Source organism: Thermus islandicus DSM 21543 (assembly GCF_000421625.1).
Taxonomy (GTDB): Bacteria; Deinococcota; Deinococci; order Deinococcales; family Thermaceae; genus Thermus; species Thermus islandicus.
Map to the genome: position 1 here is coordinate 46,292 of NZ_ATXJ01000009.1, position 21,268 is coordinate 67,559.

Annotated in this window: 25 protein-coding genes; 3 read left to right on the forward strand and 22 right to left on the reverse strand. The window is 62.0% G+C overall.

Annotated features, from left to right (window positions below):
- The first annotated feature begins 52 nt into the window (after nt 1-52).
- A complete protein-coding gene (locus H531_RS15110; protein WP_281167149.1) occupies nt 53-397 on the forward strand; it encodes a cyclase family protein in 345 nt (114 codons plus the stop codon).
- The gene (locus tag H531_RS12990) at nt 391-960 is read left to right on the forward strand and encodes a peroxidase-related enzyme (RefSeq protein ID WP_022799012.1); all 570 of its coding nucleotides are present in this window, start codon (nt 391-393) and stop codon (nt 958-960) included. The genes H531_RS15110 and H531_RS12990 overlap by 7 nt, the downstream gene beginning before the upstream one ends.
- A gap of 97 nt (nt 961-1,057) precedes the next feature.
- Here the strand turns inward: H531_RS12990 and H531_RS0108940 are convergent, their stop codons facing one another.
- From H531_RS0108940 to urtA, 12 genes are all read right to left on the reverse strand, one after another.
- Nucleotides 1,058-1,822, reverse strand: coding sequence for an urease accessory protein UreD (locus tag H531_RS0108940; RefSeq protein ID WP_156860479.1), 765 nt, complete (start codon nt 1,820-1,822; stop codon nt 1,058-1,060).
- A gap of 28 nt (nt 1,823-1,850) precedes the next feature.
- Nucleotides 1,851-2,459: an urease accessory protein UreG gene (ureG, locus tag H531_RS0108945; protein WP_022799014.1), complete on the reverse strand. Its 609-nt coding sequence runs from the start codon at nt 2,457-2,459 to the stop codon at nt 1,851-1,853.
- 11 nt (nt 2,460-2,470) lie between these two features.
- Nucleotides 2,471-3,124 (reverse strand): urease accessory protein UreF, encoded by a 654-nt coding sequence (locus H531_RS0108950; RefSeq protein ID WP_022799015.1) that lies wholly within the window; start codon nt 3,122-3,124, stop codon nt 2,471-2,473.
- A 6-nt stretch (nt 3,125-3,130) separates the two neighbouring features.
- Nucleotides 3,131-3,580 carry an urease accessory protein UreE gene (gene ureE / locus H531_RS0108955; protein ID WP_022799016.1) on the reverse strand — a complete coding sequence of 150 codons (450 nt, stop codon included), beginning with the start codon at nt 3,578-3,580 and terminating at the stop codon, nt 3,131-3,133.
- 7 nt (nt 3,581-3,587) lie between these two features.
- Nucleotides 3,588-5,297, reverse strand: coding sequence for an urease subunit alpha (locus H531_RS0108960; RefSeq protein WP_022799017.1), 1,710 nt, complete (start codon nt 5,295-5,297; stop codon nt 3,588-3,590).
- The gene (locus tag H531_RS0108965) at nt 5,294-5,650 is read right to left on the reverse strand and encodes an urease subunit beta (protein ID WP_022799018.1); all 357 of its coding nucleotides are present in this window, start codon (nt 5,648-5,650) and stop codon (nt 5,294-5,296) included. The genes H531_RS0108960 and H531_RS0108965 overlap by 4 nt, the downstream gene beginning before the upstream one ends.
- An 843-nt stretch (nt 5,651-6,493) precedes the next feature.
- Nucleotides 6,494-6,796 carry an urease subunit gamma gene (locus tag H531_RS0108975; RefSeq protein WP_022799020.1) on the reverse strand — a complete coding sequence of 101 codons (303 nt, stop codon included), beginning with the start codon at nt 6,794-6,796 and terminating at the stop codon, nt 6,494-6,496.
- Nucleotides 6,797-6,804: 8 nt separating this feature from the next.
- Nucleotides 6,805-7,512 (reverse strand): urea ABC transporter ATP-binding subunit UrtE, encoded by a 708-nt coding sequence (gene urtE, locus H531_RS0108980; protein WP_022799021.1) that lies wholly within the window; start codon nt 7,510-7,512, stop codon nt 6,805-6,807.
- Nucleotides 7,505-8,251 carry an urea ABC transporter ATP-binding protein UrtD gene (gene urtD, locus H531_RS0108985; RefSeq protein ID WP_022799022.1) on the reverse strand — a complete coding sequence of 249 codons (747 nt, stop codon included), beginning with the start codon at nt 8,249-8,251 and terminating at the stop codon, nt 7,505-7,507. Before urtD ends, urtE begins: the two co-directional genes overlap by 8 nt.
- Nucleotides 8,244-9,305 carry an urea ABC transporter permease subunit UrtC gene (urtC, locus tag H531_RS0108990; protein WP_022799023.1) on the reverse strand — a complete coding sequence of 354 codons (1,062 nt, stop codon included), beginning with the start codon at nt 9,303-9,305 and terminating at the stop codon, nt 8,244-8,246. Before urtC ends, urtD begins: the two co-directional genes overlap by 8 nt.
- Nucleotides 9,306-10,217 (reverse strand): urea ABC transporter permease subunit UrtB, encoded by a 912-nt coding sequence (gene urtB / locus H531_RS0108995; protein ID WP_022799024.1) that lies wholly within the window; start codon nt 10,215-10,217, stop codon nt 9,306-9,308.
- A 10-nt stretch (nt 10,218-10,227) separates the two neighbouring features.
- A complete protein-coding gene (gene urtA / locus H531_RS0109000) occupies nt 10,228-11,415 on the reverse strand; it encodes an urea ABC transporter substrate-binding protein (protein WP_028490766.1) in 1,188 nt (395 codons plus the stop codon).
- Nucleotides 11,416-11,638: 223 nt separating this feature from the next.
- Here urtA and H531_RS0109005 point away from each other — a divergent pair, with 223 nt between their 5' ends.
- On the forward strand, nt 11,639-12,259 hold the full coding sequence (locus H531_RS0109005; protein ID WP_028490767.1) for a CBS domain-containing protein: 621 nt from the start codon (nt 11,639-11,641) through the stop codon (nt 12,257-12,259).
- Here H531_RS0109005 and H531_RS0109010 read toward each other — a convergent pair.
- From H531_RS0109010 to H531_RS0109055, 10 genes are read right to left on the reverse strand one after another with little or no spacing between them, the layout of a single operon-like run.
- Entirely contained in the window at nt 12,256-13,764 is a 1,509-nt protein-coding gene (locus H531_RS0109010; protein WP_022799027.1) for a Na/Pi cotransporter family protein, read from the reverse strand. The genes H531_RS0109005 and H531_RS0109010 overlap by 4 nt on opposite strands.
- Nucleotides 13,765-13,766: 2 nt before the next feature.
- Nucleotides 13,767-14,426: a glycerophosphodiester phosphodiesterase gene (locus tag H531_RS0109015; protein ID WP_022799028.1), complete on the reverse strand. Its 660-nt coding sequence runs from the start codon at nt 14,424-14,426 to the stop codon at nt 13,767-13,769.
- On the reverse strand, nt 14,423-14,563 hold the full coding sequence (locus H531_RS14275; protein WP_022799029.1) for a hypothetical protein: 141 nt from the start codon (nt 14,561-14,563) through the stop codon (nt 14,423-14,425). Before H531_RS14275 ends, H531_RS0109015 begins: the two co-directional genes overlap by 4 nt.
- Before the next feature lie 41 nt (nt 14,564-14,604).
- Complete coding sequence (locus H531_RS0109025; protein WP_022799030.1) at nt 14,605-15,393, reverse strand: ABC transporter permease; 789 nt, start codon at nt 15,391-15,393, stop codon at nt 14,605-14,607.
- Entirely contained in the window at nt 15,369-16,175 is an 807-nt protein-coding gene (locus tag H531_RS0109030) for an ABC transporter permease (protein ID WP_084521317.1), read from the reverse strand. The genes H531_RS0109025 and H531_RS0109030 overlap by 25 nt, the downstream gene beginning before the upstream one ends.
- Before the next feature lie 36 nt (nt 16,176-16,211).
- The gene (locus tag H531_RS0109035) at nt 16,212-17,324 is read right to left on the reverse strand and encodes an extracellular solute-binding protein (RefSeq protein WP_084521320.1); all 1,113 of its coding nucleotides are present in this window, start codon (nt 17,322-17,324) and stop codon (nt 16,212-16,214) included.
- Nucleotides 17,321-18,136, reverse strand: a complete 816-nt coding sequence (locus H531_RS0109040; RefSeq protein ID WP_022799033.1) for a sugar phosphate isomerase/epimerase family protein — start codon at nt 18,134-18,136, stop codon at nt 17,321-17,323. The genes H531_RS0109035 and H531_RS0109040 overlap by 4 nt, the downstream gene beginning before the upstream one ends.
- Entirely contained in the window at nt 18,133-19,143 is a 1,011-nt protein-coding gene (locus H531_RS0109045; RefSeq protein WP_022799034.1) for an ABC transporter ATP-binding protein, read from the reverse strand. Before H531_RS0109045 ends, H531_RS0109040 begins: the two co-directional genes overlap by 4 nt.
- A 22-nt stretch (nt 19,144-19,165) precedes the next feature.
- Nucleotides 19,166-20,002 carry a carbohydrate ABC transporter permease gene (locus H531_RS0109050; protein ID WP_022799035.1) on the reverse strand — a complete coding sequence of 279 codons (837 nt, stop codon included), beginning with the start codon at nt 20,000-20,002 and terminating at the stop codon, nt 19,166-19,168.
- Complete coding sequence (locus H531_RS0109055; RefSeq protein ID WP_022799036.1) at nt 20,002-21,264, reverse strand: extracellular solute-binding protein; 1,263 nt, start codon at nt 21,262-21,264, stop codon at nt 20,002-20,004. The genes H531_RS0109050 and H531_RS0109055 overlap by 1 nt, the downstream gene beginning before the upstream one ends.
- Between the last annotated feature and the right edge of the window lie 4 nt (nt 21,265-21,268).

The window sequence follows — 21,268 nt, forward strand, 5'->3', positions numbered from 1 at the left end:
CGACATCCTGGCCTACGAAAGGCAGTACGGCCGCCTTCCCAAGGGGGCCTTCGTGGCCATGCACTCGGGTTGGGAGAGCCGGTGGCGGGACCCCAAGGCCTTCCTCAACCAGGACGCCTCGGGGACCCTTCACTTTCCGGGCTTCTCTCCGGAGGCGGCGGCGTTTTTGGTGCGGGAGCGGGAGATCGTGGGGATCGGGGTGGATACCCTCTCCCTGGACTTTGGTCCCTCCAAGGACTTCAAGACCCACGTTACCGTTCTTGGGGCGGGGAAGTACGGCTTGGAGAACCTGGCCAACCTGGCTCAGGTACCCCCTTCAGGCGCCCTCATCTTTGTGGGAGGCCCCAAGCACAAGGGCGCCTCGGGCGGGCCGGTGCGGGCGGTAGCCGTATGGTGATCTCCTGGCTCCGGGTGCCGGAGGAGGGGGAGCTTTCCGAGGAGGTGCGGGCCCTCTTCGCCCGTTTCCGGGAGAAGACGGGCTTCGTGCCCAACGTGGCCCGGGCCTTTGCCCTGAGCCCCCGCTTTCTCCTCTGGTTCCAGTACTACGACACCCTGATGCGGGGAGAGGGTCTCCTGAGCCGGGAGGAGCGGGAGGCTATGGCGGTGGCCATCAGCGGGGAGAACCGCTGCGAGTACTGCGTGGCGAGCCACAAGCGCTACCTAAAGGACCTGACGAACGACCCCATCCTTCCCGAGGTCCTGGCGGCGAACCCTCGCCGGGCGGAGCTTCCTCCGAGGATGCGGGCCCTGGTGGACTTTGCGCTCAAGGTGACCCACCGCCACTACGAGATGACGGAGGAGGACCTGAGGCCGTTGAGGGAGGCGGGGCTTTCCGATGAGGCCATCCTGGAGGCTGCCGAGGTGGCCGCCATGTTCAACTTCACCAACCGGCTCCTCAACAGCCTTGGCTTCAAGCCCAACCCGGAGTACTACGGCGGCCTCTCTGAGCTATTGCGGTAGGCGTGACCTTAACAGCTCGGTGGCCGAGAATAGGGATTCTGAACCCATAGTGGGGCCCTGGGGTTCGCTTGTGGGTGAAGCGGCAAGAGAGGGCCCTTTAAAGGGCGCTGCTATAACGCGTTACGTCTATGTCCGGGAGCCCCCTCAGCGCCCTTTCCCGACGCCAGACCTCTAGGGCCCTCCGGGTCACCTCTTTGTTCCCAATCCCTCTAAGAAAAGAGTGACTGAACGCGGTAGGCCCCACTCCTAGAAGCCCGTTCCCTGTTTCCTCAAAGAAAGGGCGGCTTTCCCAGTTCCAGAAACCGGCCACAAGGTAGGGGTAGCCCTCTAGAACCCCTGGGTGGTTTGGGCCGAGTTCTCCAGGAAAGAGCTCCAAGGCGTCCATATAAAAGGGAGTTTCGGCGTAAATTGCCGTTCGGGTGCGAATCCACTGAAACTTTCCCGCTTCTCCTCTAGCCAATCGCCCTAGGGCATACATTTCCATCCAGCAGAAAGACCCTTCCGCCCCCAAACTCACCTCCATCCTTTGGTCCAAGGCCGAGGCGGGGTGGGGAATGGTGAGGCCAGGATAGTACTCCAGAAAGCCTTCCACCCGAAAAAAAAGCCTCAAAACCACTGAACGATTTCCCCGCCCAGGCAGAACCTTGGTCGCTGACTGGTTGAGCAGGAATACCCTGGCCCCGGGATGAACATGAACCCGGATCTCCATCTGGTCCCCTCCCATGAGGCCAGGGCCAAGGGTCAAAAGCTGCAACACCAGGCCTTCCCCCAAGGGAAAGGGCCGCAGCACTTTGATGGCACCGCGGCTGTAAGCCCTATGTAGAAGGGTCCGGCCGCCGACAGCGATGAACTCCAGGTCCAACCGGCTGACGAAAGCTGGTTGGGATGTTTCAGTCTCCTTCAAAGAGGACCTCCCGTCGGATCCACTCCACCACGCGATCCAGTCCCTCCCCCGTCTTGAGGTTGGTAAATACCCAAGGACGTGAACCGCGTTGGAACCGGGTATCCCGTTCCATGACCCCAAGGTCGGCTCCAACCAAAGGGGCAAGATCGATTTTGTTGATCACCAGGAGATGGCTTTTTTGAATACCCGGGCCTCCCTTGCGGGGAATTTTGTCCCCTGCGGCCACATCAATTACATAAATCCATACGTCCACCAGTTCCGGGCTAAAGGAAGCAGCGAGATTATCTCCCCCTGATTCCAAAAAAAGGATGTCCAGATCGGGGAAGCGGGCCAGCATAGCTTCCACCGCTTCCTGGTTGGCTGCAGGGTCTTCGCGAATGGCCGTATGAGGGCATCCTCCCGTCCTCACCCCTGCGATCCGCTCGGGGGGAAGGGCCCCCGAGCGTACAAGGAATTCTGCGTCCTCATAGGTGTAAATGTCGTTGGTGATCACCGCAAGGTTATAGCGGTCCCGCATGGCTTTGGCCAACCGATCGATCAGGGCGGTTTTTCCTGAGCCGACAGGCCCGGCCACGCCGATTTTTACCGGTTTCACAATCCCCCTCCCTAGCTCTGAAACAGCCTGGTCCACAGGAAGTCCTGTTGATGTGCCCTCAGGTCCCAGGCGGGCGTAGCGGCAAACAACGCCTCATCGGGGTTGCAGAGCACCTCTTGCACCGTTTTTGCCATAAAAGGGTGAAGGAAGCAAAGCATGCGTTGGGCCCGCTCAGGTCCCAACGCCAGCACCCGGGTTCCGGCCATAAGCAGAGCTTGTACGGAAGCGTGAAGGAAGGCCAGGGCCAGAGGTTCCCGCTCAAGCCCCAGCATCTTTCCTGCAATACCCCAAGCCACTGCTTGATGCCCTTCCCGCAGGGGTGGCCAAGGAAGGCTGGGATATAGGCGGCCTAGAAGGGCCAGAATACGCTTTCCTACCTGCAGGCTGGCCTCCCTGGGCCCCCGTACCGGTTTCCATGCGGTAAGCAGGGCGTTAAGCCGCTGCAGGGCCTCGAGGTCTGGACTTTTCTCAAAGGCCAGCACCAAGGCGGCTAGGTCCAAATGAAGCTGCCCAAGCCGAAGATCGGCGAGGATCAGATCGGGTATCCTTTCAGGATCTAATCCCATGGCCGCGTAAGATTCCAAGCCGTAAGAGTGTACGAAGCTTCCCACCGGGAAGGCCGAATCAGCCAGTTGGAAAAGCCTGAGTAGGGTTACTTCCTTCATGGAGCGCTAGTGGCTATGCCCAGGCAAAGGGGTCTTGGCGAAGGAGCGCGTTTCCCTAGCCATCACAAAGCCAAGGTTCCTTAGCCGTTCTTCCAAAGCGGCATCGTAGAGGATCGCAATCCCCTCACCTGAAAGGTCTATGGGGCGGTGAAGATTGCCGATGAGGTGGCCCACTTGAGCTGCTTCCTGGAGACTCCTGGGATAAATGACGAGAACCTCCTCCGGAGCTGCTACTACCCGGTAGGCCACACCCTCTACCACACAGAGAATCTGTCCTGGTTGAAGCACGGTTCCTGTAGGCAGGGCCAGGTGAAGGACGAGGCCGGTTGGGGTTTGCAAGCGCCGGCGCACCTGGGTGCGCTCCTCCGAAGTCATGGGCAAGTCCACCACTTGTAAACCCTCCGGGATCTTCCCCTCCATCCTCCAAATGTGGGTCACCACGTAGGTTTTGATCATGGTCTTTCTAGAAAAGGAAGTATCTTTGGGCCAAAGGTAGAACCTGGGCCGGTTTGCTGGTTATCTCCTCTCCATCTACCGTAACCCTGTAGGTCTCCGGGTCCACCTCCACCCTGGGCAAGGCATCATTGAGCCGCATGTCCTTTTTGGTAAGCCCCCGGGTTCGCCGTACTGGGAGCAGAAGACGGCGCAGCCCGGCCGGAAGCTCCCCCTTCTCTAGGGCGGCCTGGGAGACAAAGGTAAAGGAGACACGCGTTAGCGCCTCGCCTAAAGCAGCGAACATAGGCCGATAGCGGACAGGCTGAGGGGTGGGAATGGAGGCGTTGGGGTCGCCCATGGGTGCAGCAACGATAAAGCCGGCTTTGAGAACCAGATCGGGCTTAACCCCGAAGAAAGCTGGATGCCATAGGACCAGGTCTGCGTACTTTCCGGGTTCTATGGACCCCACATACTCCGCAATCCCGTGGGCGATGGCGGGGTTGATGGTATACTTAGCCAGGTACCGCCGAATGCGGAAGTTGTCGTTTCTTGCGCTGTCTTGGGGTAGCGGGCCCCGTTCTTCTTTCATCTTATGAGCTGTCTGCCAGGTCCTTAAGATCACCTCCCCCACGCGTCCCATGGCCTGGGAATCGCTCGTCATCATGCTGATGGCTCCTAGGTCATGGAGGACATCCTCCGCTGCCATCGTCTCGGGACGGATGCGGGACTCTGCGAAGGCCACGTCTTCGGGAATGTTGGCGCTGAGATGGTGGCACACCATCAGCATGTCCAGGTGTTCGTCCAGGGTATTCACCGTGTAAGGCATGGTGGGGTTGGTGCTAGAGGGGAGCACATTGGGGTAACCTACTACCTTGAGGATGTCCGGGGCATGCCCTCCTCCGGCCCCCTCCGAGTGAAAGGTGTGGATGGTTCGCCCCTTGAAGGCCGCCAGCGTATCTTCCACAAAACCGCTCTCGTTCAGAGTGTCTGTGTGAATGGCCACCTGCACATCGTAGGCCTCGGCCACGGTCAAGGCGGTGTCGATAACGGCGGGGGTAGCCCCCCAGTCCTCGTGAACCTTAAGCCCGATCGCCCCGGCCAGGATCTGTTCCTCTAACGCCTGGGGCGAGGAAGCGTTCCCCTTCCCCAGTAACCCGAAGTTGAGGGGTAACCCCTCGAGGGCCTCCAGCATCCGGTGGATATACCAAGGGCCCGGGGTACAGGTGGTGGCCTTGGTTCCTTCGGCCGGTCCGGTCCCTCCCCCGATCATGGTGGTTATGCCGCTAAAGAGGGCCTCCCAAGCTTGCTGGGGGGAGATGAAGTGGATATGGACATCAAGGCCTCCGGGGGTGAGGATCCGACCTTCGCCCGAGATGATCTCTGTGCCTGGACCGATTTCCAGGCCAGGTGTAACGTTGTCCATGATGTCCGGATTGCCTGCCTTGCCCAAAGCCACGATGCGGCCGTCCCGAATGCCTACATCCGCCTTGACCACGCCCCACCAGTCCAGGACCACGGCATTGGTAATCACCAGATCCGGGGCCCCCTCTGACCGACTCCTTTGGGACTGGGCCATCCCGTCCCGGACGCTTTTCCCACCCCCGAAAACGGCCTCTTCCCCCGGGGGTAGGGTCCAATCCTCTTCTATCTCTAAGAGGAGATTGGTATCGGCCAGGCGGATCCGATCCCCTACTGTGGGTCCATAAAGGCGGGCACGAGCTTCCCGGGAAAGCCTCATAGGAATCCCCTTTCCCGGGCGAGGCGGAGTGCCTCCTCCCGCTTTTCCTCCAGAGAGCCCATGACCAAGCCGTTCATGCCGTAGACCTTCCTAAGACCCCCGATCTCTACGAGCTCCACTACCTTGGTTTCCCCAGGCTCAAATCGCACGGCCGTTCCAGCAGGGATGTTAAGGCGGAACCCGTAAGCTTTTTCCCGGTCAAAGCGAAGGGCGCGGTTGACCTCAAAGAAATGGGCGTGGGAGCCCACCTGAACAGGACGGTCCCCAGTATTGGCCACCTCGAGGCAGACCGTAGTGCGGCTAGGATTAAGCTCCACCTCTCCCGGCTCGGTAAGCATTTCCCCAGGAATCATGATCCACCTCCTCTCAGGATCTCCCAAAAAAGCACCCCTGAGGCCAGCAATCCGAAAAGGGCTGTAGCCGCAGTTCCGTACCACTGAAGGCGTCGTACCCGCGAAGCCGCCCAAAGAAAGGGGAGGCCCACTGCGAGGCTCATGAGAAACATGCCCAAAAAAGCGCCTGTGCCGTAGACGACCACGTACCCAAGGGCTTGTAGAGGGTAGGTGAGTTGGCTGGAGGCCAAGAGTACCAAAGCAGCGGATCCGGACAAGCCGTGGAGAACACCCCAAAGGAAGGGGTTGCGCAGAGGGGAGCGGCTCCGGTACCGCAGACCCATCGTGCGCCGAACCCGGAGACCTAAGAGGGTGCTAAGCCCCAGCCAAGTCAAGGCAAGCGCCACTGCCAGCTCGGTGAGGAAGCCAAAAGCAGCAGGAAGCCGGAGGCCCAAGGCCAAGGCCACCCCCGCCACTGCCGCCAGGGTAAACAGGTGTCCCAAACCCCACAGGGCACCTGCCAGGGCTGCCTTAAGGGGGCGGCCTGAGGTCAAAACAAGGTTGCTTACCGCAGCCAAATGGTCGGGCTCCAGAGCATGGCGTAACCCCAGTAGAAACCCTACCAGCCAAAGGGTCAGACCGGGGGCGCTCACGGGTTCACCTCCTTCCCTTGGGCAGATGGCCCTGCTCAACTAGGGTGGCCAAGACGTCTAAGATGGCCCGGGCTGCGGGGAATGTGGGAAGAAAGACTCGCATATTCATACCACCCCGCGGGTGCAGGCCCGCATGGGGCCCTGGTGGAAAGTCTCCGCAAGGTTTTTGGAGCCTGGGAGCGCAGTAGCCAAAAGCAAAGGGTATCCCTCCCTACCGAATGGGCTTATGGATCGTTACCAACTTGGTCCCGTCAGGAAAGGTACCTTCTACTTGGATTTCTTCTAACATATCTGCTACCCCCTCCATCACATCCTCCCGTTTCAGTACCTGGGCTCCCAAGTCCATTAGCTCCGCCACGCTTTTGCCCTCGCGAATGCCCTCCAGTACCTCCGCTGTGATCAAGGCCACCGCCTCGGGGTAGTTCAACTTGAGCCCCCGGGCAAGGCGGCGTCGGGCTACCTCAGCGGCCAGGAAGATGAGGAGCTTATCGATCTCACGTTCGGTTAACCGCATGGCGCCCCCTACAAGCTAATCAGCCTACCCACCGTTTCCGGGCTGGTTTCTGAGGTCCCGCCCTCGAGGACCACCTGCCCCCGGTCCATCACGTAGAACCTGCGGGCAAAGCTCCAGGCGAACTCTAGTTTTTGCTCCACCAGGAGAATACCTATGCGGAGCTCCTGAAGAATGCGTACGAGGGCTGCCTGGATGGTGGCTACTACCGAGGGTTGAATCCCTTCCGTAGGTTCATCTAGGAGCAAGTAACGAGGTTTAGCGACCAGGGCCCGGGCGATGGCCAGCTGCTGCTGCTGGCCTCCAGAAAGGCTTCCCCCTTTGCGGTCTCTTACTTCCCAAAGGATAGGGAAGAGATCAAACACGCTAGGGGGCACCTCCTGGGCAAGAGGGTGAACCCTTCCCGAAAGGGCTGCAAGGCCCGCCTTTAGGTTTTCCTCTACGGTCAGGTAAGGGAAGATGCCCCGTCCCTGGGGAACGTAGGCGAGGCCCTGTCGGGCCCGTACATAGGCGGGGGTATGGGTGATCTCGCGACCGAAGAGGTGGATGCGGCCCCCCGTAATGGGATTGAGTCCCATCAGGGCCCGGAGGAGCGTGGTTTTGCCTACCCCGTTCCGTCCCAGGATCGCCACCGCCTCTCCTGGTTCTACCCGCAGGCTTATCCCCCAGAGCACCTGGCTGCTTCCGTAACCTGTAGCAAGGGTTTCTACCTCAAGCATGGGCCCCCCCAAGGTAAACCGCCACCACCTCGGGGTGGTTCTGCACCTCTTCATAACTTCCTTCTGCCAATACCTGCCCCTGGTGTAAGACGGTGACGGGGGCTTCCAACATGGCCACAAAGGCCATATCGTGGTCCACTACAAGGAAGGCGCGGCTCCCCCTCAGCGACTTTACAAGCTCGGCGGTCTTTTCTACCTCCTGGCGCGTCATGCCTGCGGTGGGCTCATCCAAGAGGACCAGCTTGGCCCCGGTGGCCAAGACCATGCCCAGTTCCAGCCACTGGCGCTCTCCGTGGGCGAGGCGACGGGCCAATGTATAGGCCTTCTCCTCCAAAGAGATCCTTGTTAAAAGATCCCCCACCGTTTTCTCCTCTTCTGGGGTGGGCTTCCAGCTAAGCGAGCTCCATAGCCCCTTAACGCGACGGGCTGCCAAGAGGAGGTTCTCGTAGACGGAGAGTTCCTCCAGAACCCCCGGGGTCTGGAACTTCCGGGCGATGCCCTGCCGGGCGATAAGGTGTTCCGGTAGAGCCTGGATGGGTTGACCGTGGAAAAGGATCCGGCCCTGGCTGGGGCGAACGCGGCCGATGATGGCATCCAGGAGGGTGGATTTGCCCGCCCCGTTAGGACCTACCAGGATCCGTAGCTCCCCTGAAGCGACCGTCAGGTTGACGCCGTTCAGGGCTCGGAAGCCCCCCGCAAACTCCACCACCAGGTCCTCTACTCGGAGGAGCTCATCCACGACTTCTCACCTCCGGTACCCTGGCCTCGGGGTGCTGGCGGGCCCGGAGTCCTCTGGCCCGTTCCCCCAAGGCTGGAGCTAAAGCCACGAGCACAAAGAGGAGGCCTAGAAGGTAAGACCAGGCGCTGGGGAAGGCACTGCTTACCCGGTCCTTGACCAAGTTGAGGATCACGGTCCCTCCCACAGCCCCCAGAAAGCTCTCCCGTCCCCCGAGAGCCGTCCAGATCACCATCTCTATGGAGGGGACTACCCCTACCATGGCCGGAGAAATGACCCCTACATGCAGGGTGAAGAGAGCCCCGCTCGCTCCTGTTAGAATTGCTCCTAGGGCAAAAGCTGCTGTCTTGAAAAGGGCGGGGTCATACCCCAAGAAGCGCATACGGTTTTCCCCCTCCCGAATCGCCAGGAGCACTCTTCCAAAGAAAGAGGCCTTTAGGAGGTAGGAAAGACCAAGGGCCAAGACCACCCCTGTCAGGGTGAACCAATAGAGGGCCTTTTGGAATTCTGGCTCCCCTACGGAATGGCCAAGGAAAAGGGAAAAATTGGTAAGGCCGTTGAATCCTCCGGTGAGTCCTTGCTGGCTGATAAGCAGGGTAGCGAAGGTGAGGGCGAGGGCCTGGGTGATGAGGGAGATGTAGGCTCCGGTGATGCGCCGCCGGAAAAGGAGAAAGCCCAGGACCAAGGCGAGAAGGGCCGGCAAGAGGAAGACCATGGTCAGGGCAAAATAGGGGTTGCGGAATGGCGCCCACCACCATGGGAGTTGAGTTAGGCCATTCCAGACCATGAAATCAGGCAATTCCCCCACGGGCAAAGACGCAAGCTTTAAGTGCATGGCCAAGGCATATCCGCCGAGACCAAAAAAGATGCCCTGGCCTAGGCTCAAGACACCGCCATATCCCCAGACCCAGACCAGCCCAATGGCCGCAAGGCTTAGGCTGAGGAAGCGCCCCACCAGGGAGAGGTCGTAACTGGAGAGCCAGAAGGGGCCTAAGGCCAAGAGGGCTAAGGCTCCAGGGCCTAGGATCCTCACCAGGAAAGCCGCGTTTGCCCTCATCTAAACCTCCTCGAGGGCCCGGGAGCGAAGGGAGACCAAACCCCTGGGCCGTACCTGCAGGGTTAAAACCACCAAGAGCAGGAGAAGCACCTTGGCCAGGCTGACGCTGGTCAGGGCCTGCAAAAGGGCAGAGGCCAGGCCCACGAGAAGGCCGGCTACCACGGTTCCCCCTAGGCTGCCCAATCCTCCCAAAATGACCACAAGGAAGGCATCCACGATGTAGCTTTGCCCCACCGTAGGGGTGACGGGCGCCAGGAAGGCCAACGCCGCTCCTCCCAAGCCTGCTAGACCGCTTCCCAAGGCAAAGACAAACCCATCCACGGCCCGGGTGTGAATTCCCAAGGCCGCGGCCATCTCGCGATTTTGGCTAACGGCCCGGATATGAAGGCCAATTCGGGTCCAGCGGAGGAGGGCCCCTAGGAGACCCAACACCAGCAAGGCTAGGCTTGCTACAAAGAAGCGCACATAGGGTAGGCCCAGCCCATCCAGCGCTCCCCCTCGGATTTCCAGCGCTCCCGCCAACCAGGAGGGGCTTGTCACCTCTACCCCCGAAGGTCCGAAGAGGTCTCGGGCAGCTTGTTGCAGCACAAGGGAAATTCCCCAGGTCGCCAGAAGGGTTTCAGCAGGCCGTCCATAGAGGAAGCGAACCAGGCCGCTCTCCAAGAGCCAACCCACCAGGGCGCCGCTGAGAAAGGCAAGGGGAAGGGTCAGCAGGGGGGAATAGGGGGAGGGCATGCCCTGCTGGATAAGAAAGGCCAGGTATCCTCCAAGCATAAGGAACTCCCCGTGGGCCATGTTGATGACTCGCATGAGCCCGAAGCTGAAGGCCAGGCCCAAAGCGGTCATGATCAGGATGGACCCTACGCTTAGGCCGTTGAACACCTGCCCAATCCAGAGAGCGGCCTCCCCCATACCCCACCTCCTAGTGCAGCTTGCAGGTTTTCCCCGGGAAAGCGAGAGGGTCGTAGGGTTCGGGTTTCACCGGTTCCTTCGTGGACCAGAGAATCTTGAACTGGGCATTGCCCTGAAGCTCGCCAATGTAAACTGCCTGATAAAGGCTTTGGTTCTCGGCGAAACGAACCCGGCCTAAGGGCGTGGACACCCATCCCATCAGGACCGCTGCCTTACGCACCGCATTGGGGTCAAAGCTCTGCGCCTTCTCAACCGCCGCCTTCCAGAGGTAAACGTTGGCGTATCCGTGGGCCATGGGGTCGGTAATAAGCTCGTTGGGGCCGTACTTCGTCTGGTAAGCCTTGACAAAGGTACGGTTCTCTGGGGTCTCCAAACTCATGAAATAATTCCAGGCAGCGTAGCTACCCTTCAGAAGGCTAGGACCGATGGCTTTAGCTTCCTGCTCAGCGATGCTAAAGGACATAACGGGAAGCTTGTCTGGGGTCAGCCCCGCCGCTGCCATCTGCTTGAAGAAGGCCACGTTAGAATCCCCGTTGATCGTGTTAAAAACTACATCGGGGCGCGCGGCTCGGATCTTGTTCACCACACTACTGAAGTCTGTTCCCCCAAGGGGGACATATTCCTCGCCCGAGAGCACCCCCTTGCGAGCTTCAATGTGGCGCTTGAGAATGAGGTTAGCCGTGCGAGGAAAAACATAATCTGAGCCCACCAAGAAGAACTTTTTGTAACCCTTCTCTAGGGCCCAATCCAGAGCGGGGAGAATCTGTTGATTGGGTTGCGCCCCAGTATACATGATGTTTGGGGAACACTCATTGCCCTCAAACTGGACGGGATACCAAAGTAGGTTTCCCAAGCGTTCAAACACGGGTAACATGGCCTTCCGGCTTGCAGAGGTCCACCCGCCGAATACTGTGGCCACCTTGTCCTGCTGGATAAGCTTCTGGGCTTTCTGAGCGAAGGTGGCTGGATCCGAGGCCCCGTCCTCCACCACCGGGAGGAGCTTCCGCCCCAGGACCCCGCCCCGGGCGTTGATCTCCTCGATGGCCAACAAGGTGGCGTTTTTGACGGTTACCTCGCTAATGGCCATCGTGCCGGTAAGGGAGTGGAGTACGCCCACCTTGACCTCGCCTTGGGCGAGGCTCAAGCCCACCAAGCTGACCAGCCCCAGTGCCCCTAGTAACCCCCGGCCTTTGCCCATGCGTTCCTCCTTCCGGATCGGACTTCGGGTCCGACCCTCGGGGAGAGCATAACATTGCATGAGGCAGCTTGTCAAGTAAATGGGAAACATATGGCCAATAGTTACTTAGCAGATAGTAACTGTACGAGCAAAAGTAGACATAGTGTTAACAGTAAAAGGCACAAATCGCCAATGATTCATTGACATGATGTAAGAACTGTGCTACCCTCCAGGAGGAGGGAGTATGCTGCTCAAGGAAGTCATGAACACCAACCTCGTCACGGTCTCACCCACCACGCCCGCCAGCGAGGTCCAGCGGATCATGACCCTACACGAGCTTCGCTATCTTCCTGTAGTGGAAGGGAGGCGCTACGTGGGGTTGATTCCTGAACGATCCCTCCGCTACCGCCTTTGGCCTCTAGCCTCTCCTACCCAGCGCGTGGACCCGCACACCCCCGCATCGGGCCTGATCCAACCCTTTCCCATAGCCCACCCTGAGGACGCGGTGGAAGAAACCGTGCCCCTTATGTGGTTGAGGCGGGTGGGGGCTGTCCCCGTGGTAGATGGAGAGACCCTGGTAGGTTTGGTTACCTTTTACGACCTTGTCAAGGCTCTATGGCCTCTTCTTACCTATCCCCATCCCGCAAGCCGCATAGAATTGCTTGCGCCTCGGGAAAACCAAATTCTCTCAGAGCTCGCGCACGCCCTCAAGGAAACCCAGCTACCCCTCCAGGGCCTTTTGCTCTTTCCCGAGGCCGGCCAGCTGGGCTTACGGGGCACCCTTTGGGTCAACGGCCTCGACACCCTACCTTTGGTGGCCATGCTCCGGGCAAAGGGGTTTTCGGTTCTCTGGCCCCACCGCTAACCTTCGGCGGTGGGTTCCTTGCTGTTTCCGCCAGCCGGTAGCCGCAGTTCCTCCACCAGGCGGGCCAGCCGGTTAATGCCCTCGTTGAGCTCTTCCAGAAGCAGGAGGAGGTCCAGGTGGGTGAGGGTGGAGGCCTTGCTCTCTTCCCGTTGCCGCAGGCGCCTCAGATGGGCCTGGCGTGAGGCCTCCAACTGAGCCAGGAGGGCTGGGGACTCCTCCTTCACTTCCTGGGCCAAGGCCCCATCGCCTGTGGCCAGGGCGGTGAGGGCCTTTTCCAGGCGCCTTAGGGTGTTTTCCGTAAGCTGGGCCAGCTCCTCCCTTCCTTCCAGGCTAAAGGTCAGGCCCTGGGCCCAAAGCCTTTCTGCTTTGCGCAAGGTCCGCTTGGCGAGGTCGGCCAGGTGTTCCAGCTCGCTGGCGGCCTTGAGGAGGGGGAGGGCCAAGGCATCCTGGGGGAGCTGGGCTACGTAGACCAGCACCTCCCGGCTTAGGCGATCCACCTTTTCCTCCAGGGGGGCGAGGTCGGCTTCCCGCCCCTGTTCCTGGCTCAGGGCCCGCCAGGCGCCTTCCAGCATGGCTCGGGCGGCGTCCCCGATGCGGGCGATCTCCCTTAGGGCGAGGCCCCGGGCCAGGAGGGGGTCCTCTAGGGCCTCGGGGCGGAGGTACTTGGGGGCCAGGGGTTTGGGGAGGGGTACCAGCTGGGCTATCAGGCGATGGAGGAGGGGAAAGGCGAGGGGGAAGCTGAGGAGGGCCAGGGCGTGGTACCCCACATGGGCCCAGAAGACCCCCGGGCTTGGGACGGAGAGGAGGGGGAGGGCCAAGGCAAGGCGGTGGAGGAGGAGGAGAAGGCCAAGCCTCAGGCCCTCGGGCGTGGGGCGGAGGAGGAGGGGGCCGGTGCACCCTACCCCGCCACCCAGGACCAGGGCCAGGGCGCCCTGGGGGTCCACTCCCTGCCGGGAAAGCCCCAGGGCCAGGAGGGCCACCAGATTGGCGGAGCCCAGGCCATAGCCCAGCAGAAAGCCGGTGAGGAAGAGCAGCCAGGGGGGAAAGGAGGAGAGCCAAGGTTCCACGCTAAGGGCGGCCTCCTGGCTGAATTCCAGGCCTAGGAAGACCAGGCCGAGGCCAAAGAGGAGGCGGTTCACGCCGGGGCTTCTTCCCCGGGCGACCCCTTCCCAAAGGAGGGCCAGGCTCAGGGCGCCGAAGGCCAGGGCCTGGTTGCCCAGGCCGGCCACGGCCACCACCGCTGTGGCCCCCAGGGTTCCTCCGAGGGCGAGAAGGGCCGCTTCGTAAAGGGGAAGCACCCCAGCCTGGAGGAGGCCCCGTCCCAGGAGGCTAAGCCCTGTGCCGCTGCCGGAGGCCAAGCCCAGGAGGAGGGCAGCCAGACCCAAGGGGAAGCCTCGGAACCGGGAAAGGAGCCTTCTGCCCTTGGGCCCTACGAGCCCTGCAGCCCCCTCGGTAAGGAGGGAGGTTCCCAGGTAGAGGAGCGCCAAGACCCCGAGGACCTCCATCCCTAACCCTGGGCTCCCAGGAGGACCTCGGGGAGGTCCCCGATGAGGCCGTCCACGCCGAGGCTCAGGAGTCTCTTGGCCTCCTCGGTTTCGTTCACCGTCCAGGGGATGACGAAAAACCCCGCCTCCTTCCAGCGAGCGAGGCTTTCCTCATCCACCAGGGCCTTGTGGGGATGCACCCCTTCGAGGCCTAAGGCCCGGGCTAGGGGGCCCAGGTCTTCCTCGGCGAAGAGGAGGGCCCGTGGGAGGCCATACCCCCCAAGGAGGTAGAGGGCCACCGGATCAAAGCTGGAGATAAGGACCCTGGAGGCCAGGGGCTTGAGGGCCTCCGCCAGGGCCCGGGCCCCTGAGGGGAAGCCGGGGATGGACTTGAGCTCGGCGTTCAAAACCGCCTCCGGATAATCCTGGAAAAGCTCCAGTACCTCTTCCAGGGTGGGCACCCAAGGTTCCAAGGCCCTGAGCTCCTCCAGGCTCAGGGCGAACACCGGGCCCTTGGGGGTGGTGAGGTCGTGGCGGACGACGAGGCGCCCTTCCCGAGTGGTCTGGACGTCCAGCTCTACTCCGGAGAGGCCGGCCTCGAGGGCCAAGCGAAGGCTTTCCAGGGTGTTTTCCCTGGCCCTCCTAGGGGCACCGCGGTGGCCCAGGAGAAGGGGCTTTTTCACGGGGACCTCCGGGAAACCCTCTGGGCGTCTATGGCTTCCTGTGAGCGTTCCAGGTACCAGCCCGCATCGGGTTTCCGCAGGGCTAGGGCCACGTAGAGGGCGTCCACCACGGCCAGGTGGACCACCCGGGTGGCCATGGCTTCTTTTCCTGACATTAGGGATGGAGACATACGCAGCGTCACCGCTTTCTCAGGAGGGCAAGGCCTGCTAGGGCCAGAAGCGTGGTGTAGAGGAGGAGGCTTGCTACGGCGCTCGCCGCCCGGAAGTCTTCGCGCAGGCTCTGGAAGAGGAGGAGAGGGAGGGTTACCGTGCCGAAACCGGCCACCATGCTGGTTACCTCAAACTCTCCCATGGAGATGGCGAAGGCCACCAGGCTTCCTGAAAGGACCGCCGGCAGCAGGTTGGGCAGGAGCACATAGCGCATTCGCGCGAAGAGACCGGCTCCTGAGGCCTGAGCGGCCTCCATGAGGAGCCGCACCTCTATTCCCGAAAGACCAGCGTAGACCGTACGGAAGAAGAAGGGAAAGCCCAAGGCGGCGTGGCCGAAGACCACGATCCAGAAGGTACCGGAAAGGGCCAGGGGCGGGCGGTTGAAGGCCAGGAGGAAGCCTAAGCCCACCACAAGGGGCGGCACTAGCAGGGGAAGGACTTGGAGGAAGCGCCTCAGGCTTTCCCCTTCCCGCCCCGGCCAGGTGTGGGCTACATAGGCCGTGGGCACCCCTACGAGGATATTGAGGGCTACGGCAAGGGCTGCGATGCGCAAGGAGAGGAGGGCCCCTTCCAGGTATCGGGCATCGGTGAGAATCCGCCTGTACCACGCAAGGGTGAAGCCTTCCGGAAGGACGCCTAGCCAGACCTGGCTGAAGGAATAGACCACCGGGGCCAGCATAGGCAGGATGAGGTAGAGGAGGAAAAGGACGAAGGCGAGCCAGCCTAGGGCCCTCACCGCCGCCACCTCCTTTCCCAAAGGGCGAGAAGATATAGGCCAAGGCCCGTGGTGGCCATGAGGACCACCGCTAGAGCGGCAGCCTGGGGTAGGTCAAAGGTGCTCTCGGCCACGAGGCTATAGATCTGTAGGGAGAGCAAATTCTTGGCAAAGCCCGTAAGGGCCAAGGCAGTGCCGAAGGCCCCCATCATTCCCGCAAAGACGATGGCGCTTCCCGCCAGAATCCCGGGCATCAGGTTGGGCAGGAGCACCCGTATCCAGGCCTGGAGAGGGGTGGCCCCGGAAGCTCGGGCGGCCTCGAGGAGCTCTCTTCCCAAGCTCTCCAGTAGCGGCATGAGGGCCAGGGCGAAGAGGGGGATGTTGTAGAAGGGGAAGACCAGGAGGAGGCCCGTCCAGCTGTAAAGGTCAACGCGGGGGAGACCCAGGCTGGCCAAAAGCTGGTTCACCACCCCGTTTCGTCCCAGGAGGACGATGAAACCGAAGGCCACCACCAGCCCCGAAAGGGAGACCGGGATAGCGTAGAGGGAGAGGAGGAGGCGCTTAAGCCGGAGGGGAAGCCCTGCCGTCCAGTAGGCCACAAAGATGCCGCCCAAAGCTGCAAGCAGGGTAGAGGCCGTGGCAAAGAGAAGCGAGTTCCGCCAGGCCTCGAGGTAGGCGGGGGCGGTGAGGGCCCGAGCGTACCGGGTGAGGGTGAGGCCCTCTGGGGAGGAGAGGCTCCGCTCCCAAAGGGCCCAGAGGGGATAGGCGAAGAAGAGGCCCAGGAAGAGGAGCCCGGGTAAAAGCAACAGGCGTTCGCCGCGCATAGAAAAAGGGGCCGGCTTTAGCCGGCCCCAAGGTCCTTAGCGGATGGTCTCCGCGTAGTATTTCTGGAGAGCTTCGGACACCGCCTCCTCCTTCTTGTAGTCTACGAACTTCACCTTGGCGTAGGCGCTCTTGGGCGGGAATTTGGCGGCTACCTCCTTGGGGAGCTCCACATCAGGCCGGATGGGAGAGACAAAGGCTTTCGCGAAGAGGGATTGGCCGTACCGGGAGAAGATGAACTCCAGGAAGAGCTTGGCGGTGTTGGGATGGGGGGCGTTGCGGGCGGCGATGATGCCCCCGCCGTTGGCCAGGGAGCCATCCTGGGGGATCACCACCTCGGTGGGGAAGGGGAAGCGCTCCTTCCAGGCGAGGAGGTTGTAGTCGTAGTTGATGAAGATCCCCACCTCGCCCCTTTCAAACTTGGCGGTGGTCACCTTGGGCTCCACCGCCCCGATCACTCCAAGCTTGTGCAAGCGGGCGAAGAAGTCCACCCCGGCCTTGTAGTTGTAAGGGTCCCCCGTGAGGGCGTAGGCGGCCGCCATGATGGTGGCCACGCCCGTGCCGGTGGCCCTGGGGTCCTGGTACTGGATCAGGCCCTTGTACTCGGGGTTTTCCAGCTCTTTCCAGCTCCTTGGCACCTTTTTGACCAGCCTCGTGTTCACGATCCAACCCAGAGTGCCCTTGTATCCCGCGTACCAGGTGGACCCATCCTTGCCCTCGCCCTTTTGCCCCTCGGGGAGGGCGGTCCAGGAGGTGACCCGGTAGGGCAGGGTCAGGCCCTCCTCAGCCAGGGTCATGGCGAAGGCCGGTTTCAGGTCGGCGATGTCGTTTTTGCTGGCCTTTTCCTCCCGCATCCGGCTCAAGACCACGGCGCTTCCCATGTCAATGTCCTGCTGCCGGATGCCGAAGAGCCGCTGGAACTCAGCGAAGATGCCTCCGTAGTTGGCCCAGTCGTTGGGCATCCCGTAAGAGTTGATGACCCCACCCTCAGCCCGGGCCTTGGCGGCCAGGTCGCGAATGTAGGCGGTGTCCAGTTCAGGGGGAAGGGAGGCCCCTCCCTGGGCCAAAGCGCCAAGGTCTTTAAGGCCGAAAGTGAGGGCGAGGAGCGCCAATGCGCCCAGGCCGTACCACATGAACCCCTTAGCTTTCATGCTGCACCACCTCCTGTTGCCTCGGGGACAAGCCCCGCAGAGGCCAAGCTCCTGTAGACCTCCAGATACTCCCCGACCTCCCTGGGAGGGAGCTCCACCACCAGGGTGCAAGGGCGAAGGGCGAAGGGGCGGACTTCCTCGGGGCTGGGGGGTAGATGCAAGTCGTAGTGCCCATCGTTGGTGTGGGCGTGGACATGGATGAGCCTGGCCCCCAAGGCCTCCAAGAAGGCCTCGGGAGGGGCCCCGGCCATGCGGGCGTGGCCCAGGTCCAGGCAGAAGTAGAGATCGGGGATCTCCAGAAAGCGGGCCATCTCCTCCGGGGTCCTGGGGAGTTCTTGGGGGGCAGGGAGATTTTCCAGGACCAGGCGTAGCCCCAGATCCAAAGCGATCCGGCTGAGGTGGGCGAAGGCCTCGAGGGCGCGCTCTAGGGCCTCTGCCCGGAGCTTCTTTTCCGTCGCCCGCAACGCCTCGTGGGCCGGGGAGAGGCCCCTAGGTGGGTAGTCCGTCCAAGGGATGCTCCCGGCGTGCACGTTGAGAAGCTCCGCTCCCAGGCGGGCGGCCCACTCCAGGTCTTCCTTAAGGATCCTCAGCGAAGCTTCCCGGATGGCTGGCTCCGGCGAGGCCGGGTAGACGTCCAGGTAGCGGGCGTGGAAGGTGAGGCGAAAGCCCATGGCCTGGGCCTCTAGGGCCACCCCCGAAAGCCTTTCCGCCGAGGCCCCGGGGATCTCAATGAAGCTGTACTTTCCTGAAAGGACCCGGGCGTAGGCCAAGAACTCCTCGGGGTCCTTGGGGGGACGGAAACCCAGGATCATGCCTCCTCCCTTACGAAGGGGGCGGTTTCCGGTAGGCTGAGCCGAACCCATTCCCCCATACCGGGTGCCCCCTCGGGGGGCAGATCCACCTTGAAGAGAAGCCCCTCCGCCTCCACCTCCAGGCGCACCAGGTTGCCCAGATAGGTGGCCAGGGTTACGCGCCCCTCCAAGAACCCCTGGGGAGAGAGCCGGAGGGCCTCCGGACGCAGAAGGAGGTAGCCCTTCCCCTCACCCTCTACCCGGACGGGCCAGGGGCGGTCGCGGTAAAACGCGCCCCCGCGAGCTTCCCCAGGCACCAGGGTGCCCTGGCCTACGAACCGGGCCACGAAGGCGGTCTGAGGTCGGGTGTAGATGCCTTTGGGCGTGTCCACCTGCTCCAGCCGCCCCTCCCGCATCACCGCCACCCGATCAGAGAGGGCTAGGGCCTCTTCCTGGTCGTGCGTCACATAAAGGGCGGTGAGGCCCGTTTCTCGCTGCAGGCGCTTGAGCTCCCCTCGGAGCTCCTCCCGGATCTTGGCGTCCAGGGCAGAGAGGGGCTCGTCTAGAAGGAGCACCCGGGGCTCGCGGGCCAGGGCCCGGGCCAGGGCCACCCGTTGCTGCTGCCCGCCTGAGAGCTCCTTAGGGTAGCGGCCCTCGAGGCCCTCCAAGTGAACCATAGCCAAAAGCTCTTGGACGCGTTTCCGAACCCTATCTTCGGGAAGCTTTTTGAGCCTCATGGGGAAGGCTACGTTGCCGAACACAGTCATGTTGGGAAAGAGGGCATAGCTTTGGAAAACCATGCCGATGGGACGTTGTTCGGGAGGCAGGGTGTCTACCCGTTCCCCGGCGATGTGCACCTCTCCAGCATCGGGGCGCTCAAACCCTGCCACCAGGCGCAAGGTAGTGGTCTTGCCGCACCCCGAGGGGCCGAGCAGGCTGAAGAACTCCCCTTCCCGCACCTCGAGGCTCACCCCGTGTACCGCCAGGGTCCTGCCGTAGCGCTTGGTCACCGCACGTAGCTCCACCACCGGAAATCCTCCACCCCCTTTGTCAGGCACGCGTCAGTCCTCGGTAGTAGAGGGCGGTCAGCGATAACGTGGCCACGAGGAGCAGATACCCCATGGCGGCTGCTCCTGAAAGATCCAGCCCCAAGAAGGCCTTGCGGTAGATGTAAAAGCTCACCAGGTCGGTGGCAGTACCAGGTCCCCCGCGGGTGAGGACGTAGACCAAGTCGTAAGTGCGGGCCTCCGCCACCACCTGCAAGATGAGGAGCACGCCTAGGACGGGCAAAAGCAAGGGGAAGGTTACCCGCCAGAAGGCCTGCCAGGGCGTGGCCCCATCCACGTGAGCCGCCTCCAGGGGCTCTTTGGGGAGACTTCTCAGACCCGCGAGGAGCACTAAGGCGGCGAAGGAGGCCTGCTGCCACACGTCCACCAGGGCCAAGGTGAGGAGGGCGTAGCGGGCGTCCCCCAGGAAGTCCCGTCCCCCGAAGAGATAGGCCAGGATGCCCAGCTCCGGGTGGAGGATCATCTTCCAGATAAGCCCCACCCCCACCGGGGCGATAAGCATGGGGAGGCTCACGGCGAAGTAGTGAAACCCCCGAAAAGGGAGGCGCTGGTGGAGGAGGACGGCGAGGAGAAGCCCGAAGGCCAGGGTGAGCCCCACGGTGAGGCCCACGTAGATGCCGGTGAGGGCGAGGGCGTGGCGGAAGTAAGGGTCCTGGAGGGCATCCAGGTAGCGCCTAAGGCCCTGGAAGGCCATGCTGGGCTTGAGGAAGGTGTAGTCGGTGAGGGAGAGGTAGAGGGCGTAGAGCAAAGGCAGGCCCACCACTCCTGCCAGGAGTAAAAGCCCTGGAAGGGCGAGGAGGAGGCCTGTACTCTTTCCCATTACCTCATGAGCCCCGCTTTCTTAAGGAGGGCCTCGAGGCCCTTGGCCGCATCCTGGAGGGCCTGCTTCACAGGCTTCTGGCCCGAGGCTGCTAGGCTTATCTCCCGTCCCACCACGTCCTCCATCTCTGCGGTATAGGCGAAGATAGGCACCTTCTTAGCTCCGGCGATGATGCGCTTTGCCTCCTCGTAATAGGGATACTTCCTGAGCACCTCGGGGTCTTGGAAGGCATCTTTGCGGGTAGGGGCGTGACCCTTAAGGGCCCGTTCCTTCACGATGGGTTGGGACTCCACCCAGCTGATGAACCGCCAGGCCGCCTCCTTGTTGGCGCTGTTTTTGGGGATCGCCCAGCCCCAGCCCCCGTTCACCCCGGCCCCGCCCGGCATAGGGCTCAAGGCTACCTTACCCGCTACCTTGGGGCACTGTTTGGGGTTGTCCAGCTGGGGGAGCATCCACCAGTAGGTGATCATGCTGAAGGCACCCCCCTGGCACATGACCCGAAAGGTGTCGTCAAGGTTGGCGTTGAGCGCTCCCTTCTGGGCGGCTTCCCTAAGGTTGCGGACGTAGAGGGCGAGGGCCTTTTCTCCTTGGGGAGAATTCAGGGTCACCCGCCAGTTCTTGTCCACATAATCCCCACCCATGGCGAAGAGGTAGTTGGAGAACTCCATGAAGTTGGGGTCTCCCCGCTGTCCCTGCATGGCGGCCCCGGCCACCCCAACGTTTTTAGCCATGAATAGGGAAAGGTCCACGTACTCCTGGAGGGTCTTGGGAAGGGCCAGGGGCCTTTTAAGGAGGGCCTGGTACCTCTCCTGGAGGTCCTTCCTGGAAAGAAGGTCCTTTCTGTAGATAAGGCCCATGGCGTAGTTGTACATGGGGATCATGTAAAGGGTGCCCCGGTAATAACCCACCAGGTCCAGCATGGAGGGGTAGTAGACTGAAAGATCAAACCCACTCTTCTTCACATAGGGTTCCAGAGGCTCAAGCCATCCCGCTGCCGGGAACTCGCCCGCCCAGAGGAAGTCCACCTCTAGGAAGTCGTAGGCGCTTTGGGGGGCAAGGAGTTGGGCCACCAGCTTGTCGTGCATGGCCGAGTACTGCACCTTCTCAAACTCCACCCGGATCCCCGTCTCCCTCTCAAACTGGGGCAGAAGTTCCTCTATGATCCGGGTTTCGGGCACGTCCTCCATTAAGGCCCGGAGGACCACCCCCTGGGCCAAGGCCACCCCCAAGACCGCCGCGAACAGAGCCAAAACCCGCCTCATGCCA

Bases quoted from the DNA above. Each gene is read 5' to 3' on its own strand.
- H531_RS0108950 (WP_022799015.1), bottom strand. From the start codon at position 3,124: ATGAAGGAAGTAACCCTACTCAGGCTTTTCCAACTGGCTGATTCGGCC.
- H531_RS0108965 (WP_022799018.1), bottom strand. From the start codon at position 5,650: ATGATTCCTGGGGAAATGCTTACCGAGCCGGGAGAGGTGGAGCTTAAT.
- H531_RS0108960 (WP_022799017.1), bottom strand. From the start codon at position 5,297: ATGAGGCTTTCCCGGGAAGCTCGTGCCCGCCTTTATGGACCCACAGTA.
- H531_RS0108975 (WP_022799020.1), bottom strand. From the start codon at position 6,796: ATGCGGTTAACCGAACGTGAGATCGATAAGCTCCTCATCTTCCTGGCC.
- H531_RS0109040 (WP_022799033.1), bottom strand. From the start codon at position 18,136: ATGATCCTGGGTTTCCGTCCCCCCAAGGACCCCGAGGAGTTCTTGGCC.
- H531_RS0109010 (WP_022799027.1), bottom strand. From the start codon at position 13,764: ATGGAGGTCCTCGGGGTCTTGGCGCTCCTCTACCTGGGAACCTCCCTC.
- H531_RS0109030 (WP_084521317.1), bottom strand. From the start codon at position 16,175: ATGCGCGGCGAACGCCTGTTGCTTTTACCCGGGCTCCTCTTCCTGGGC.
- urtA (WP_028490766.1), bottom strand. From the start codon at position 11,415: ATGGGCAAAGGCCGGGGGTTACTAGGGGCACTGGGGCTGGTCAGCTTG.
- H531_RS0109055 (WP_022799036.1), bottom strand. From the start codon at position 21,264: ATGAGGCGGGTTTTGGCTCTGTTCGCGGCGGTCTTGGGGGTGGCCTTG.
- urtC (WP_022799023.1), bottom strand. From the start codon at position 9,305: ATGAGGGCAAACGCGGCTTTCCTGGTGAGGATCCTAGGCCCTGGAGCC.
- H531_RS0109050 (WP_022799035.1), bottom strand. From the start codon at position 20,002: ATGGGAAAGAGTACAGGCCTCCTCCTCGCCCTTCCAGGGCTTTTACTC.
- H531_RS0109005 (WP_028490767.1), top strand. From the start codon at position 11,639: ATGCTGCTCAAGGAAGTCATGAACACCAACCTCGTCACGGTCTCACCC.
- H531_RS12990 (WP_022799012.1), top strand. From the start codon at position 391: ATGGTGATCTCCTGGCTCCGGGTGCCGGAGGAGGGGGAGCTTTCCGAG.
- H531_RS14275 (WP_022799029.1), bottom strand. From the start codon at position 14,563: ATGGCCACCCGGGTGGTCCACCTGGCCGTGGTGGACGCCCTCTACGTG.
- urtE (WP_022799021.1), bottom strand. From the start codon at position 7,512: ATGCTTGAGGTAGAAACCCTTGCTACAGGTTACGGAAGCAGCCAGGTG.
- H531_RS0109035 (WP_084521320.1), bottom strand. From the start codon at position 17,324: ATGAAAGCTAAGGGGTTCATGTGGTACGGCCTGGGCGCATTGGCGCTC.
- urtB (WP_022799024.1), bottom strand. From the start codon at position 10,217: ATGGGGGAGGCCGCTCTCTGGATTGGGCAGGTGTTCAACGGCCTAAGC.
- ureE (WP_022799016.1), bottom strand. From the start codon at position 3,580: ATGATCAAAACCTACGTGGTGACCCACATTTGGAGGATGGAGGGGAAG.